The sequence below is a fragment of the Variovorax sp. OK605 genome (genome assembly GCF_900115445.1).
Lineage (GTDB): Bacteria > Pseudomonadota > Gammaproteobacteria > Burkholderiales > Burkholderiaceae_C > Variovorax.
This window is the reverse complement of the sequence record NZ_FOWL01000011.1, coordinates 172,070-186,508: the sequence shown is the minus strand read 5'-3', so window position 1 is coordinate 186,508 and position 14,439 is coordinate 172,070. Positions and strand designations below refer to the sequence as shown.

The 14,439-nt window shown below is 70.0% G+C and carries 13 protein-coding genes; 10 read left to right on the top strand and 3 right to left on the bottom strand.

Annotated features, from left to right (window positions below; all coding sequences use genetic code 11):
* The first annotated feature begins 95 nt into the window (after positions 1-95).
* Positions 96-938 (top strand): DODA-type extradiol aromatic ring-opening family dioxygenase, encoded by an 843-nt coding sequence (locus tag BM013_RS27190; RefSeq protein WP_093130858.1) that lies wholly within the window; start codon positions 96-98, stop codon positions 936-938.
* A gap of 65 nt (positions 939-1,003) precedes the next feature.
* On the opposite strand, the gene BM013_RS27185 is transcribed toward BM013_RS27190, so the two are convergent.
* A complete protein-coding gene (locus BM013_RS27185) occupies positions 1,004-2,494 on the bottom strand; it encodes a glycosyltransferase family 2 protein (protein WP_093130856.1) in 1,491 nt (496 codons plus the stop codon).
* 130 nt (positions 2,495-2,624) lie between these two features.
* Here BM013_RS27185 and BM013_RS27180 point away from each other — a divergent pair, with 130 nt between their 5' ends.
* Complete coding sequence (locus tag BM013_RS27180) at positions 2,625-3,185, top strand: cytochrome b (protein WP_093130854.1); 561 nt, start codon at positions 2,625-2,627, stop codon at positions 3,183-3,185.
* On the top strand, positions 3,182-4,042 hold the full coding sequence (locus BM013_RS27175; RefSeq protein WP_093130852.1) for an alpha/beta fold hydrolase: 861 nt from the start codon (positions 3,182-3,184) through the stop codon (positions 4,040-4,042). Before BM013_RS27180 ends, BM013_RS27175 begins: the two co-directional genes overlap by 4 nt.
* Positions 4,043-4,080: 38 nt before the next feature.
* Here BM013_RS27175 and BM013_RS27170 read toward each other — a convergent pair whose 3' ends face one another.
* Together BM013_RS27170 and BM013_RS27165 are read right to left on the bottom strand one after the other, a co-directional pair.
* Entirely contained in the window at positions 4,081-5,106 is a 1,026-nt protein-coding gene (locus BM013_RS27170; RefSeq protein ID WP_093130850.1) for a Bug family tripartite tricarboxylate transporter substrate binding protein, read from the bottom strand.
* Positions 5,103-6,098 (bottom strand): Bug family tripartite tricarboxylate transporter substrate binding protein, encoded by a 996-nt coding sequence (locus tag BM013_RS27165; protein WP_093130848.1) that lies wholly within the window; start codon positions 6,096-6,098, stop codon positions 5,103-5,105. The genes BM013_RS27170 and BM013_RS27165 overlap by 4 nt, the downstream gene beginning before the upstream one ends.
* Positions 6,099-6,255: 157 nt before the next feature.
* On the opposite strand from BM013_RS27165, the gene BM013_RS27160 reads away from it, so the two are divergent.
* The 7 genes from BM013_RS27160 (at position 6,256) to BM013_RS27130 (ending at position 14,427) form a co-directional block, all read left to right on the top strand.
* Positions 6,256-7,707 carry an FAD-dependent oxidoreductase gene (locus tag BM013_RS27160; RefSeq protein ID WP_093130846.1) on the top strand — a complete coding sequence of 484 codons (1,452 nt, stop codon included), beginning with the start codon at positions 6,256-6,258 and terminating at the stop codon, positions 7,705-7,707.
* A gap of 84 nt (positions 7,708-7,791) precedes the next feature.
* Positions 7,792-8,661, top strand: a complete 870-nt coding sequence (locus BM013_RS27155; RefSeq protein WP_093130844.1) for an IclR family transcriptional regulator — start codon at positions 7,792-7,794, stop codon at positions 8,659-8,661.
* 54 nt (positions 8,662-8,715) lie between these two features.
* Complete coding sequence (locus BM013_RS27150; protein WP_093130842.1) at positions 8,716-10,011, top strand: aconitase X; 1,296 nt, start codon at positions 8,716-8,718, stop codon at positions 10,009-10,011.
* Positions 10,008-10,457 carry an aconitase X swivel domain-containing protein gene (locus BM013_RS27145; RefSeq protein WP_093130841.1) on the top strand — a complete coding sequence of 150 codons (450 nt, stop codon included), beginning with the start codon at positions 10,008-10,010 and terminating at the stop codon, positions 10,455-10,457. Before BM013_RS27150 ends, BM013_RS27145 begins: the two co-directional genes overlap by 4 nt.
* A complete protein-coding gene (locus tag BM013_RS27140) occupies positions 10,454-12,154 on the top strand; it encodes a dihydroxy-acid dehydratase (protein ID WP_093130839.1) in 1,701 nt (566 codons plus the stop codon). Before BM013_RS27145 ends, BM013_RS27140 begins: the two co-directional genes overlap by 4 nt.
* A 121-nt stretch (positions 12,155-12,275) precedes the next feature.
* Complete coding sequence (locus BM013_RS27135) at positions 12,276-13,427, top strand: porin (RefSeq protein ID WP_093130837.1); 1,152 nt, start codon at positions 12,276-12,278, stop codon at positions 13,425-13,427.
* 22 nt (positions 13,428-13,449) lie between these two features.
* Positions 13,450-14,427: a Bug family tripartite tricarboxylate transporter substrate binding protein gene (locus BM013_RS27130; protein ID WP_093130835.1), complete on the top strand. Its 978-nt coding sequence runs from the start codon at positions 13,450-13,452 to the stop codon at positions 14,425-14,427.
* Positions 14,428-14,439: the final 12 nt, after the last annotated feature.

Genomic DNA, 14,439 nt, shown 5'->3' with positions numbered 1-14,439 from the left:
TGTTTCCTGACAGGAACCGATTCGATGCATCGCAGCCTGTCGATTTCCTGCGGGGAAATGTCTACAGTCGATGCAACGCTTGAAGGAGCATCGACTTGACCCACGACCAAACGAACACATCGCAGCTTTCGAGATTGCCCACGTACTTCATCTCGCACGGCGGCGGCCCCTGGCCGTGGATGAAGAAGGAAATGGGCCCGACCTACGACCAGCTCGCGGCCTCGCTGGCCGACATGCCGCGCCAGATCGGCCGCACGCCCAGTGCCATCCTCATGGTGTCGGCGCACTGGGAGGCGCCCGTCTTCGCGGTGCAGGGCAACCCCAAGCCGCCCATGATCTACGACTACGGCGGCTTCCCGGCCCACACCTACGAGGTGCGCTACGACTCGCCGGGCTCGCCGCAACTCGCGCAGCGCGTGCAGTCGCTCATTGCCGAGGCCGGCCTGCCGGTGCAGATCGACCCCGAGCGCGGCTACGACCACGGCATGTTCTCGCCGATGGCCGCGATCTACCCGAAGGCCGACGTGCCGGTGGTGCAGCTGTCGCTGCGGCGCGGGCTCGACCCGGCCGAGCACCTCGCGCTGGGCCGCGCGATCGCGCCGCTGCGCGACGAGCACGTGCTGATCGTGGGCAGCGGGCTGAGCTATCACAACCTGCGCAACTTCGGCCCGCAGGCGCACGGCGTGTCGAAGGCTTTCGACGACTGGCTCGATGCGGCGGTGGCCAATGGCTTGCCCACCGAGCGCAGCGCGCAGCTGCTCGACTGGGCTTCAGCGCCCGCGGCGCGCATGGCGCATCCGCGTGAAGAGCACCTGATTCCGCTGATGGTGGCGGTCGGCGCGGCCGAGGCCGAGGCCGGCGAGCGCGTCTATCACGAGGAGACCTTCATGGGCGGGCTCGTGGTGTCGAGCTTCCGGTTCGGGGAAGCGGCCGCCTAAAAAGAAGACAACGAAGAAGCGCGGCCCGTTCCGTTCAGTCAGCGGCCGGGCCCTGCCGCCCCGCCTCAGCTGTTGCGGCGCTGCACCCCATCGGCATCGACCAGCCCCACGCGCGTCTGCCGCCCCCACGTCCCGCGCCCCGTCAGGAACGTCCACCAGCCCCAGGCCGCACCCGTGTGGCGCAGGATCTGGAAGGTGAAGGGCTCGACCAGCGCGGCCGCGAAGGCCTGCATGAAGTTGGCTTCGCTGCTGTGGCCGATCCAGCGGCGGTACAGGTACACCGACCACAGGTGAAAGGCGAGGTCGAGCACGATCTTCGCGCCGATCACGCCGGCCACCGGCGCCAGCACGCCGAATTCGCCGCGCACCAGGTACACCAGCAGCAGTGCGAAGGCGGCCAGGCCGTACAGCGGCTGCAGCGTGTCGATGGCCTTCACGGGCAGCATCGCAATGCCGAGCCAGCCGTAGCGCCGGTCGCCGACCATGGCGCGGTACCAGTACTGCGTCTGCAGGAAGCCGCCGAACCAGCGCCGGCGCTGGCGCAGGAAGGCGCCGGTGCTGCTGGGCGCGTCGGTGTGCGCCTGCGCGTCGCCGAGCACGCGCACGGTCCACGGCAGGCCGTGGGCCTGGGCGTGGCGGTGCAGGCGGTGGATGAGTTCGTAGTCCTCCACCAGGCAGTCGGTGTCGAAGCCGCCCACGGCGCGCACCGCCTCGGTCCGGAAACCCGCGAAGGCGCCCGAGATCAGCAGCAGCCCATTGACTTGCATCCACGCATAGCGCGAGAGGAAGTTGCGGATGTACTCGTAGGTCTGGAACCACTGGAAGCAGCGCCCCGTCAGGGTGCGGCTGCACACGGGCGTGATGACGCCGGTGGCGGCCACCAGGTTCGGCTCTTCGGTGAAGGCGCGGCGCACGGCGCCGATGGCCTGGCTGTCGAGCAGGGTGTCGCCGTCGACGGTGAGCACGGTGTCGGTGTCGATGCACACGATGGCCGCGTTCAGCGCCACCGCCTTGCCGCCGTGGGGCAGGCGCAGCCAGTAGAGCGAGGGGTGCGTGGCGCTGGCGGCGCTGAGCTCGCCCAGCGGCGGCGCGACCAGGCCGTAGCGCGCGGCCAGCAGCTCGGCCGTGCCGTCGCTGGAGCCGTCGTCGGCAATCACGATGCGGTCGGGCACGTCGCTCTGCCCGAGCAGGGCGGCCAGTGTGACGGGCAGCACGGCGGCCTCGTTGTGCGAGGCGACGATCACGCCCAGCGTGTTGCGGCGCATCGCGGCCGCGGCAGAAGCAGAAGCAGAAGCGGGGCCGGAAGAAGGCGAGGGCCGCTGCCGCAGGATCGGCAGCGTCATCCAGGCCACGAACAGCAGCAGCACGGTGTCGTACAGCACGTAGGCCACGCCGACCGACCAGGCCCGCACGTTGCCGACCTTGAAGGCCATGGCGAAGAGCAGGGCCCACAGCACGAGCACGCCGCCGTGGATCAGCCAGCTCCGCAGCGGGGTGCCGGGGGGAGACAGGCGCGGCGAGGCGGCCGCAAAGGCGCGTTGGAGAGGATCGTTCAAGAGAAGGTGCCCGGGCGAACTGGTCGTTGATACGCAAAAACTCGGCCTGCGGTTTCGAAAGTCCCATGGCAAACCCGGGACAATCGCTCGCGCCACAGACTGAGTCGCCTCACGCCCGAAAATTCCCCGCATGCTCGCACAAACCCGTTACACCCGAACCGCGATCGCGCTGCACTGGCTCATTGCCGTGCTCATGGCCGTCAACATCGCGTTGATCCTGCTGGTCGACCACTACCCCGACGAGTGGGTGCGCCCGGCCGTCGACACCCACAAGTCGATCGGCATCACGGTGCTGGGGCTGGTGCTCCTGCGCATCCTGTGGCGCGCCACGCACAAGCCGCCGGCCATGGCGGGCTCGCTGGGCGCGCTGGAGCGCTTGGCGGCCCATGCGGCCCATGGGGCGCTTTACATCCTGATGATCCTGCTGCCGCTGTCGGGCTGGATGCACGACTCGGCCTGGAAGGACGCCGGCACCCACCCGATGTTCCTGTTCGGCCTGTTCGAGTGGCCGCGCATCGGCTGGATCATGGCCATCGAGCCCGCGCTCAAGGAAACCTGGCACACCGTGCTGGGCGGGGTGCACACCTGGGCGGGTTATGTGCTCTATGTGATCTTCGGGCTGCATGTGCTGGGCGCGCTGAAGCACCAGTTCCTGGACGGCGAGCGCGAGCTGCAAAGGATGTGGCCATGACGCCGCAAGACACTGAAGACGCACGCGCGGTCATCGCCCGCATCGACGCACTCTCGACCCACCACGACCCGGTGCACGAAGGCGTGCGCGTGCGCTGGCGCCGTTTCGGCACCGACACCACGAAGCCGCCGCTGGTGCTGCTGCACGGTGGCCATGGCAGCTGGATGCACTGGCTGCGCAACGCGCAGGCGCTGTCGGCCGGCCGCACGCTGTGGCTGCCCGACATGCCCGGTTTCAACGAATCCGACGCGCCGCCGCGCGTGGCGCCCGGCGAAGACTCGCTGCCGCCGCTGCTCGACGCGCTGGGCGGCACGCTCGACCAGCTCGTCGGCGCGGGCACCCCCATCGACCTGGGCGGCTTTTCCTTCGGCGGGCTGACCGCCGCGCGCTTCGCGGTGAAGCGCGGTGCCATCCGCCGTTTTGCGGTGGTGGGCAGCGGCGGCCACGGCACGTTGCGGCGCATGACGGCGCAGATGATCGACTGGCGCGCCGCCCCCGACCGCGAGGCCGAGCGCGCCGCGCTGCTGAACAACCTGGCCGCGCTGATGCTGCACGACCCGGCGGCCATCGACGCGCTGGCCTTCGAGATCCACGACATCTCGTGCCACGGCACGCGCTTTCGCAGCAAGGAGGTGTCGCAGTCGGGCGGGCTGCAGCAGGCGCTCGACACGCTGGGCGTGCCCACGCTGCTGCTGTGGGGCGAGTTCGACGTCACCGCCGACCCGCGCCCGCTGGTGGCCCGGCTGGTCGCCGAAGGGCCGGCGCGCGAAGGCGTGGTGATCGACGGCGCCGGGCATTGGGCGCAGTACGAGCGCGCCGACGAGGTCAACGCGCACCTGCTGAAGTTCTTCGGCTGAGGCGCCAGAATCCCGGCGTTGCCGCTGCCTGCTGATGTCTACTGGGGCTGCCTCACCAGCCCCAGCTTGCGGATGATGTCGCCCCACTGGTCGTAGGTCGCGCGCGTCAGCGCGGCCAGTGTCGCGGGGCTGGACGACTCGGCCTCGTACGCGCCCTGGCGGAAGAAGTCACGCGTGGCCGGCATGGCCAGCACCTGCGCCAGCGCGGCGTTGAGCTTCTCGACCACCGGTGCCGGCATGCGCGCCGGCCCGTAGAAGCCCAGCCAGCTCGGCATGTCCACGCCGCTCACGCCCTGTTCGCCCATGGTCGGCACGTCGGGCAGCATCGGGCTGCGCCGGGGCGCGGCCACCGCCAGCATGCGGACCTTGCCGGTGGCCGTGTTCTGGATGGCGTTGGGCGCCGCGTCGAAGTAGTACTGCACGCGGCCGGCGAGAAAGTCCTTCGCGGCGTCGGCACCGCCCTTGTAGGGCACGTGCACCACGTCGAGCCCGGCCTGCCGCGCGAAGGCCTCGCCGTAGATGTGCGACGAGGTGCCGGTGCCGAAGGAGGCATAGCTCATCTTTCCCGGGTTGGCCTTGATGTACGCCACCAGCTCCTGCACCGTGCGCGCCGGCACGCTCGTGTGCACGGTCAGCACCAGCGGTCCGCGCGCGCCGAGCGAGATGGGCGTCAGGTCCTTGAACGGGTCGTAGCGCACCTGCGCCAGCGTCTGCGGGTTCTGCGCCACCACGGAAGAGGGCGCGTACATGAGGGTGTAGCCGTCGGGCGCGGCGCGGATCACTTCCTCGGTCGCGAGGATGAAGCTCGCGCCCGGCCGGTTCTCCACGATCACCGGGATCTGCAGCACCTCGCCGAGCTTGTGGGCGACAAAGCGCGCCTGCGAATCCGACGCGCCGCCCGCCGCCAGGCCGAGCACGATGCGCAGCGTGCGGTTCCTGTCGGGGAAGGGCGCGGCGGCGCGGGCGGTCAGCGGCCACATCGGCGCCAGGACCGCAGCGAGCGCACCCAGCGAGACCCCGGCGGTGAACCGGCGGCGACGGAGCATGGCCTGCAGGCCGCTCATTGCTTGGCCAGCCCGACCTGCTGCACCATCGCGCCCCATTGCTCGTAGGTGGCGCGCGTGATGCTCGCGAACTCCTCGGGCGTGGTGGCGCCGGCTTCGTAGCCGCCGCTGCGGTAGAACTCGCGCACCTGCGGCATCGCCAGCACCTTGGTGAGCGCGGTGTTGAGCTTCTCGAGCACGGGCGCAGGCATGCGCGCCGGCCCGTAGAAGCCCAGCCAGCTCGGCAGGTCGAGCCCGGCGTAGCCCTGCTCGGCGAAGGTGGGCACGTCGGGCAGTGCGGCCACGCGCGCGTTGGCCGCCACCGCCAGGATCTTCACCTTGCCCGTGGCCGAGGTGATGACGGCCGACGAGGCCGAGTCGAACATGTACTGCACCCGCCCGCCGATCAGGTCCTTGGCCGCGTCGGAGCCGCCCTTGTACGGGATGTGCACCGCGTCGATGCCAGTCTTCTTCACGAAGGCCTCGCCGTAGATGTGCGACGAGGTGCCCGCGCCGAAAGAGGCGTAGCTCACCTTGCCCGGGTTGGCCTTCACGTAGGCCACCAGTTCCTTCACGTTGTTCACCGGCACGGTGGTGCTCAGCGACAGCACCAGCGGCCCGCGCCCGCCCATCGAGATGGCGGTGAAGTCCTTGAACGGGTCGTACGGCACCTGGCTGAAGGTGTGCGGGTTCTGCGCCATGGTCGACGACGGCGCGTACAGCAGCGTGTAGCCGTCGGGCAGCGCGCGCGAGACCTCGTTGGCCGCCAGCATGGTGCTGGCGCCGGGCTTGTTGTCGACGATCACGCTGGTGTGCAGCACCTCGCCGAGCTTCTGCGCCACGATGCGCGCCTGCGCGTCGGTGCCACCGCCGGCGGTGAAGCCCACGACGATGCGGATCGGCTTGCCGCGCGCCGGAAAGTCCTGCGCCAAGGCCAGCGGCGCCAGGCCCAGGAAGGCCGCGGCGCCCAGGGCCGAGCCAAAGGCACGGCGGGTGCCGTGAAGTTTCTTCATCGATGTCTCCGTTTGGAATTTCTTTTCTTATATTGATCTTGAAAACCATAAAAAGCCATATTCACTAGGGAATACCCCAGAGATATACCTTTTGAGTTTGACAAAATGGAAAGTGAAATCAAAATAAGACGAAACAAGCCAAGCCGAGAACGCATTCATGAAAACTGTCGTCCGCACCGACGAGCGCATCCTGTCTTCCGACATCTTCGACCGCGACAGCCGCGTCAAGCGCCCTGACCACGGCAGCTGGGCCGAGCCCGGCAAGGACATTCCCGTGTACCACCGCTGCGGCGTGCTGGTGGTCGGCGGCGGCCCGTCGGGCACCGCCGCCGCGGCGGCCGCGGCCCGCGCGGGTGCCGACGTGGCGCTGCTGGAACGCTACAACCACCTGGGCGGCCTGTCGACCGGCGGCCTGGTCATCTGGATCGACCGCATGACCGACTGGCAGGGCGAGCTGGTCATTCGCGGTTTCGCCGAAGAGCTGTTCGACCGCCTGCCGGCCGACGCCATTGCCGGCCCGGTGCGCGAAGACTGGGGCTCGCAGGACGCGGCCAAGGCCGCGCACTGGTCGCAGCGCACGGCGGCGTACCACGGCGTGGTCACGTGGTCGCCCACCATCGACCCCGAGCGCCTGAAGCTGCTGTCGCAGGAGATCGTGCTGGAGCGCAAGGTCAAGCTCATCTACCACTCGTGGGCCGCCATTCCCATCGTGCAGGACGGCGCCGTGAAGGGCGTGGTGTTCGAGAGCAAGGAAGGCCGCATGGCCATCATGGCCGACGTGGTGGTCGACGCCACCGGCGACGGCGACCTGTTCGCCCGCGCCGGCGCCGCCTACGTGAACGACATCGAAGAGGCCGATGTGCACCACTGCATGAACACCTCGTGGCTGTTCGGCGGCGTCGACATGAACCGCTGGATCGAATTCAAGGCCGGCCAGCCCGAGGCCTTCACGAACTTCATGGCGCGCGGGCGCGAGGCCTGCGGCCTGTTCGAGCGGCCCTTCGTTTCGTGGCGCAACGACGTGGCGCTGTTCATGGGGCCGCGCCAGTCGGGCTACTCGGCGCTCGACGTGGACGACCTCACCGCGGTGGAAGTGCGCTCGCACCGCGCCATGGCCGCGCACCTGGACTACTTTCGCGCGCATGCGCCCGGCTTCGAAGATGCGTACCTGATGCTCAGCGCGCCGCAGATCGGCGTGCGCCACGCAAGGCGCCTGACCGGCGTGGGCGCCGTGCTGCGCAGCCAGTGGCCCGACGGCGTGCCGCTGGCGGACGAGATCGGCGTGTCGCCGGCGGTGTCGCCCAAGTTCCCGAACATCTCCATTCCCTACGGTGCGCTGGTGCCGCAGCAGCTCGACGGCCTGCTGGCCTGCGGGCGCCACATCTCGTGCGACCGCAACTCGCACGGCTTCATGCGCGAGATTCCGCAGTGCTGGATCACCGGCCAGGCCGCGGGCGTGGCGGCGGCGCTGGCCTCGCGCGGCGGCATTGCGCCGCGCTTCATCGACGTGGGCGCGCTGCAGTCCGAGCTGCTGGCGCAGGGCGTGTACCTGCGCACCGGCGCGGCGCAGGGCGCCGCCGCGCTGGCCACCGCCGAAGCCGGCGCCTGAACGCCGGCCCGAGCCTTTGCCATGACCCCGGCAGACCACCCTGCGCAAGCCTCTACATTGGAGAGTCTTGTGAAGGGTCCTCCCATGTCCACTGAAAAAAACGACACCTCCCATTCCGCCGCCGAACCGGCCGAGCCGGTTGAAACGCGCGGCGAACGCTCCGACACCGTGAGCGCGCTGGAGCGCGGCATCTCGGTGCTGCGCTGCTTCAGCGAAGAGCGCCCGGTGCTGGGCCACGCCGACGTGGCGCGCATCACCGGCATTCCGCGCCCCACCGTCAACCGGCTGGTCGCCACGCTGCTCTCGCAGGGCATGCTCAAGCCCGCGCAGGCGGCCGACCGCTTCATGCTCGGGCCGGGCGTGGTGTCGCTGTCGCGCGTGTTCCTCGGCAGCCTCGACGTGCGCGCCGCCGCGCGGCCCAGCATGCAGGCGATGGCCGAAGAGGTGGGCGCCTCGGTCTACCTGGCGGTGCGCGACGGCATGGAAATGGTGCTGATCGAGGCCTGCCGGCCGCGCTCGTCGATGCTCTCGGCCCGGCTCGACGTGGGCTCGCGCGCGCCGCTGGCCAACTCGGCGCTCGGCCGCTCGTACCTCTCGGCGCTGCCCGAGGCGCAGCGCAACCAGCTGATCGATTCCATGCGCCTGCTGCGCGGGCCCGAGTGGGACAGCATTGCGCCGGCCATGAACCGCGCCATCGGCGAGTCGCGCCGGCTGGGCTACTGCCTGTCGCTGGGCGAGTTCCACCGCGAGATCAATTCCGTGTCGGTGCCGCTGATCGGGCCCGACGGCGAAGTGATGGCGCTCAACGGCGGCGGCGCCGCGTTCGTCTTCACCGAAGAGCGGCTGCGCAACGAACTCGCGCCGCGCCTGCACGACATCGCGCTGAGCATCGCGCGCGACATCGGCGGGCACGTTCCTACACCGACACCGACACCGACACCCCCGCCGGGCTAGCAGGCCCGGCCGGGGGGCTTCCCCCACGACCACAGAAGAACGGAGACACAGGCCATGCACCTGAGCGATGAAGAAAAAGCCATGCGGGACGGCCGGGACGGGCCGGCCGTGCAGAAGGCGATGGACCTGCTGATGCGCTACGGCGATGCACTGGGCGCCGAGCGGCTGGTGGAAACGCGCAACGTCTGCGCCACCATCACCTCGACCACGCCCTTCCAGCGCGACTTCGCGCTCGCCAAGGGCGGCGGCATGGACGCGGTGTTCTCCGAATTCAGCCTCGACAGCCAGGAGACGGTCGAGATCCCCAAGTTCAAGGTCTTCACCAGCCACCTGCAGCTGGGCTTCGACCCCGGCCAGCCCGAGCGCATGGGCGTGAGCGAGGAGATCGTGCAGTTCTACAACCGCAGCGAGCGGCATGCCGCGGGCCTGGGCGCGCAGATCATGAACACCTGCACGCCCTACCAGGTCGGCAACATTCCCACGCGCGGCGAGCACTGCGCATGGATGGAATCGTCGGCCGTGGTGTATTGCAACTCGGTGCTGGGCGCGCGCACCAACACCGAAGGCCGCGAGAGCACCGGCGCGGCCATGCTCACCGGGCGCATTCCGTACTGGGGCTACCACCTCGACGACAACCGGCGTGCCACGCACGTGGTCGAGCTCGACATCGAGGTCGAGTCGGTGCAGGACTGGGGCCTGCTGGGCTACTACATCGGCGAGCACGTGCAGGAGCGCGTGCCGGTGGTGCACAGCAGGCGCGGCATCGGGCGCGTGCCCAACCTGCCGCGGCTCAAGCACTTCGGCGCGGCGGCTTCGTCTTCGGGCGGCGTGGAGATGTACCACATTGCCGGCGTCACGCCCGAGGCGCTGACGCTCGAGCAGGCGCTGGGTGGAAGGGCGCCGGTCGAGGTGCTGCGCTACGGCGAGGCCGAGCGGCGCGCCACCTACGAGAAGATCAACGTGACCGGCAAGGACGCCGAGGTGCAGTACGTGATGCTCGGCTGCCCGCACTACACCATCGAGCAGATCTGGGAGGCCGCGCAGCTCATGGAGGGCCGCAAGGTGCACCCCGATTGCGAGCTGTGGATCTTCACGCCGCGCGCCATCAAGTCGCTGGCCGACCGCAACGGCTACACGAAGATCATCGAGGACGCGGGCGGCATCCTCATGAGCGACAGCTGCTCCGCCATGAGCCGCGCCGTGCCCAAGGGCACGAAGACCGTGGCGCTCGACTCGGCCAAGCAGGCCCACTACCTGCCCGCCATCCTCGGCGTGCAGGCCTGGTTCGGCAGCACCGCCGAATGCATCGACGCTGCCTGTACCGGGCGCTGGAACGGGGGCTACGCATGAGCACGGCCGTCTTGAACGAACAGGTCATCGTCATTCACGGGCGCAAGGTCGTGGGCGGCGTGGCCGAGGGCGAGGCGCTGGTCACGCGCGACCGCATCTCGGGCTGGGGCGGCATCGACCCGCGCACCGGCACCGTCATCGAGACGCGGCACGAGCTGCGCGGCCGGAGCTTCGCGGGCAAGGTGCTGGTGTTCCCCGGCGCCAAGGGTTCGTCGGGCTGGTCCGCCATGTTCCACATGACGCGGCTCATGAACGTGGCGCCCGCCGCGTTTCTCTTCAACGAGATGACCACCAAGATGGCGCTGGGCGCGGTGGTCACGCATTCGCCCGCCATGACCGACTTCGAGCGCGATCCGCTCGCCTGCATCGAGACCGGCGACTGGGTGCGCGTGGACGCCGACCGCGGCGTGATCGAGATCACCAAGAAAAAAAGAGGCACGCCATGACCCGTCCCCTGCGCAGCAACTTTCCGCGCGGCTCCTACCTCTGGTCGGTGCGCAACGCGCACTGGCGCGCGCTCGGCATTCCCGAGGAGGACTGCGAGAAGCCGAAGATCGCGATCGTCAACAGCTCGTCCGAGCTGGCGGCGTGCTTCAGCCACCTCGACCGCGTGGCGGTGGAGGTGAAGGCCGCCATTCGCGCGGCGGGCGGCGTGCCCTTCGAGATCCGCACGGCCGCGCCCAGCGACTTCATCACCGGCGCCGGCGCGCGCGGCGCCTACATGCTGGCCGCGCGCGACCTGGTGACCAACGACATCGAAGTGGCCGTCGAAGGCGCGCAGCTCGACGGCATGGTGTGCCTCACCTCGTGCGACAAGACCGTGCCGGGCCAGCTCATGGCGGCCGCGCGGCTGAACATTCCCACGCTGCTGGTGCCCTGCGGCTACCAGCCCAGCGGCGAGTACCGCGGCCACCACATGGACATCGAGGAGGTGTTCATCGGCGCGATGCACGCCGTCACCGGCAACCTGCCGGTGGAAGAGCTCGTGGGCATGAGCCGCGAGGCCATCCGCGGCCCCGGCGTGTGCTCGGGCCTGGGCACGGCCAACTCGATGCACATCGTGTGCGAGGCGCTCGGCATGGCGCTGCCAGGCAGCGCGCCGGTGGCCGCGCTCAGCGAGAAGATGATGGCCGACGTGCGCGCCGCCGGCACGCGCATCGTGCAGATGGTGTGGGACGACCTGAAGCCGCGCGACATCCTCTCGCCCGGCGCTTTCGCCAACGCGGTGCGCGCGGTGCTGGCCATCGGCGGCTCGCTCAACACCGCCAAGCACCTGCAGGCGGTGGCCACCGAAGCGCAGTGCGGCGTCGACGTGTACGGGCTCTTCGAAAACCTCGGCCCCACCACGCCGGTGCTGGCCGGCGTGCGGCCCATCGGCGCGCATTCGATCGAAGCCTTCGAGGCGGCGGGCGGCTGCCGCGCGCTCATGAAGCAGCTCGCGCCGCTGCTGGACACCGGTGCGCGCACCGTCACCGGCGCTATCGTGGCCGACAACCTGCAAGGCTTCGGCGTGGCCGATGCCGAGGTGATACGCCCCATCGAGCGCCCCGTGGCGCCGCTGCCCGCCATCGTGCTGCTGCGCGGCAACCTCGCGCCAGAGTCGGGCCTCATCAAGACCGGCATCGCCGAGCGCAAGGTGCGATGCTTCACCGGCCCAGCCGTGTGCTTCTGGAGCGCCGACGCCGCGATCACCGCGCTGAAGCAGGGCGAGATCGTGCCCGGCCAGGTGATCGTGATGCGCGGGGCCGGCGCCTGCGGCGGCCCCGCGATGGGCGGCGGGGCGTCGCGCGTGGTGTTCGCGGTCGACGGCGCGGGGCTCGGCGACGACGTGGCGCTGCTCACCGACGGCCACCTCTCGGGCCTGGTCTGCAAGGGCCTCGTGGTGGCCGAGGTGTCGCCCGAGGCGGCGCTGGGCGGCCCGCTGGGCCTGCTGCGCGACGGCGATGTGATCACCATCGACCTCGATGCGCGTCGGCTCGACGTCGCGCTGACCGACACCGAGCTGCAGGCCCGCCGCGCCGACTGGCAGGCGCCGCCGCCGGCGAACGACACCGGCTGGCTGCAGCAGTACCGGCGCAACGTCGGCTCGCTTTCGCAGGGCGCGGTGCTGGTGCGTGCGGAGCGCCGCGAGCCCGCGAGCTAGACCCACCCCTTTCCCCAGGCTGAGACCACCCCGGCGCGCATGCCCGTGCGCCCCGGGTGGCGCAGCCCTGCGCGCGTGCCGAGTTGTTCAACCAAGAAAAGAAGCAGGAGACAGAGAAAAAATGAAAAAGCAATGCATGTGGCCGGCGGTCGGTCTGGCGGGCCTCACCGGCCTTGCGAGTCTTGCGGGCGGGGCGGCGCACGCCCAGTCCAGCGTCACGATGTTCGGCGTGGTGGACCTGGGCATCCAGTACACCCACGGCGCCGGCGTGGGCTCGGTCAAGGCGCTGTCGAACGGCGGGCTGTCGACCAGCCGCCTGGGCTTTCGCGGCACCGAAGACCTGGGCGGCGGCCTGCGCGCGGGCTTCTGGCTCGAGGGCAGCCTGAACCCCGACACCGGCGGCGGCCGCGCCAGCAACTCCAACAACCAGACCAGCGGCGCGGGCACGGCCGGCCCGATCACCTTCGACCGCATGTCCTTCGTGAGCCTCTCGCACGACAGGCTGGGCGAGCTGCGGCTGGGTCACGACTTCATTCCCACGCACTACAACAGCATCTACTTCGACCCCTTCAACGCCAACGGCGTGGCGCGCGCGGGCAACCTCACCTTCGCGGCCGCGGGCACCGGGCCGCTGCCCACGGGCATCACGGGCAGCAACACCGTGAGCTACTGGCTGCCGGCCAACCTGGGCGGCCTCTACGGCATGGCGATGGCCGGCACCGGCGAGAACGACTCGACCGCCGCGAACCGCGACGACGGCAACTTCGCGGGCGCGCGCATCGGCTTCGCGTCGGGCGCGTTCGACATCGCGGCGGCGTTCACGCGCACGCACTACAACGCGGGCGCGGCCATCGGCAAGTACTCGCACGCCAACATCGGCGGCTCGTGGGACGCGGGCTTCGCGAAGTTCTTCGCGCTCTACAACATGGTGCGCGTGGAGGTCCTGGCCGGCACCGTGCGCAAGAACACCGCGGAGATCGGCGCGCACATTCCGGCCTTCGAGGTCGGGCGCATCCGCATCAGCTACGCCTACCTGAACGACCGCAGCGACGACAGCGTGCGCAACGCCGACGGCATGCCGCGCAACCGGGACGACGCGCGCCAGTTCGGCATCGGCTACGTGCACAACCTCTCGAAGCGCACCGCGCTGTACGGCACCTACGCGCGGCTCATGAACAGCGGCCAGGCGCGCTACGTCGTCAGCGGCGGCGTGGCGCCCGCGGCCGGGCAGCGTTCGTCGGGCTGGGAGTTCGGCGTGCGGCACGCCTTCTGAACCTGCTCCAAAGGAGAACACCATGCAACGCAGAACCCTGACTGCGGCGGCCCTGTGGGGCGGCGCCGCCGCGCTGTGCGGCCTGCCGGCGGCCGCCGCGCTGGCCGACGAGGCCTACCCGCAGAAGCCGCTGAGGCTGATCGTCGGCTTCGCGCCCGGCGGCGGTGCCGACGTGCTCACGCGCATCATCGCGGAGGGGCTGGCCAAGCAGCTCGGCCAGCAGGTGATCGTGGAGAACCGGCCCGGCGCCGACGGCGTGCTGGCGGCGCAGGCCACCTCGTCGGCCAGGCCCGACGGCTACACGCTGCTCATGGGCACCAACACCGCGATGGTGGCCGCGCCCACGATGCGGCCCACGCCGCCGTACGACCCGTTCAAGGCCTTCACGCCCATCAGCTCGGCCGGGCAGTTCTCGATGTTCCTCGTGGTGCCGTCGAACCTGCCGGTCAAAAGCGTGGGCGAGCTGCTCGCGCTGGTGGCGTCGAAGCCCGGCGCGCTCAACTCGGCCTCGAGCAACAGCGCGTCGGAACTCGCCATGCTGCAGCTGCTGGGCGAGCGCAAGGTGGTCAACGCGCGCTACAAGGGCGACATGCAGGCCATGACCGACCTGCTGGGCGGGCAGATCCACATGATGTTCACCACCGGCACGCTGGCGCCGGGCTTCGTGAAGGAAGGGCGCATCCGCGCGCTGGTGGCACTGCTGCCGCAGCGCAGCGCCCTGCTGCCCGACGTGCCGACGGGCGGCGAGCTGGGCCTGGGCAAGCTCACCATCACGCCGTGGGCCGGCTTCTTCGGACCGCCCGGCCTGCCGCCGGCCATCACGCAGAAGCTGTCGCTGGAGCTGCAGAACACGCTCAGGCGGCCGGACGTGCGAGAGCAGCTGGGCCAGCAGGGTTTCGAGGGCTACGGCATGAGCCCGGAGAAGTTCGGCGCATTCTTTCGCGCGCAGTACGACGCGTTCGGCGCCACAGTGCGCGAGCACAACGTGAAGTTCGAATAGGCCCTGCCAACC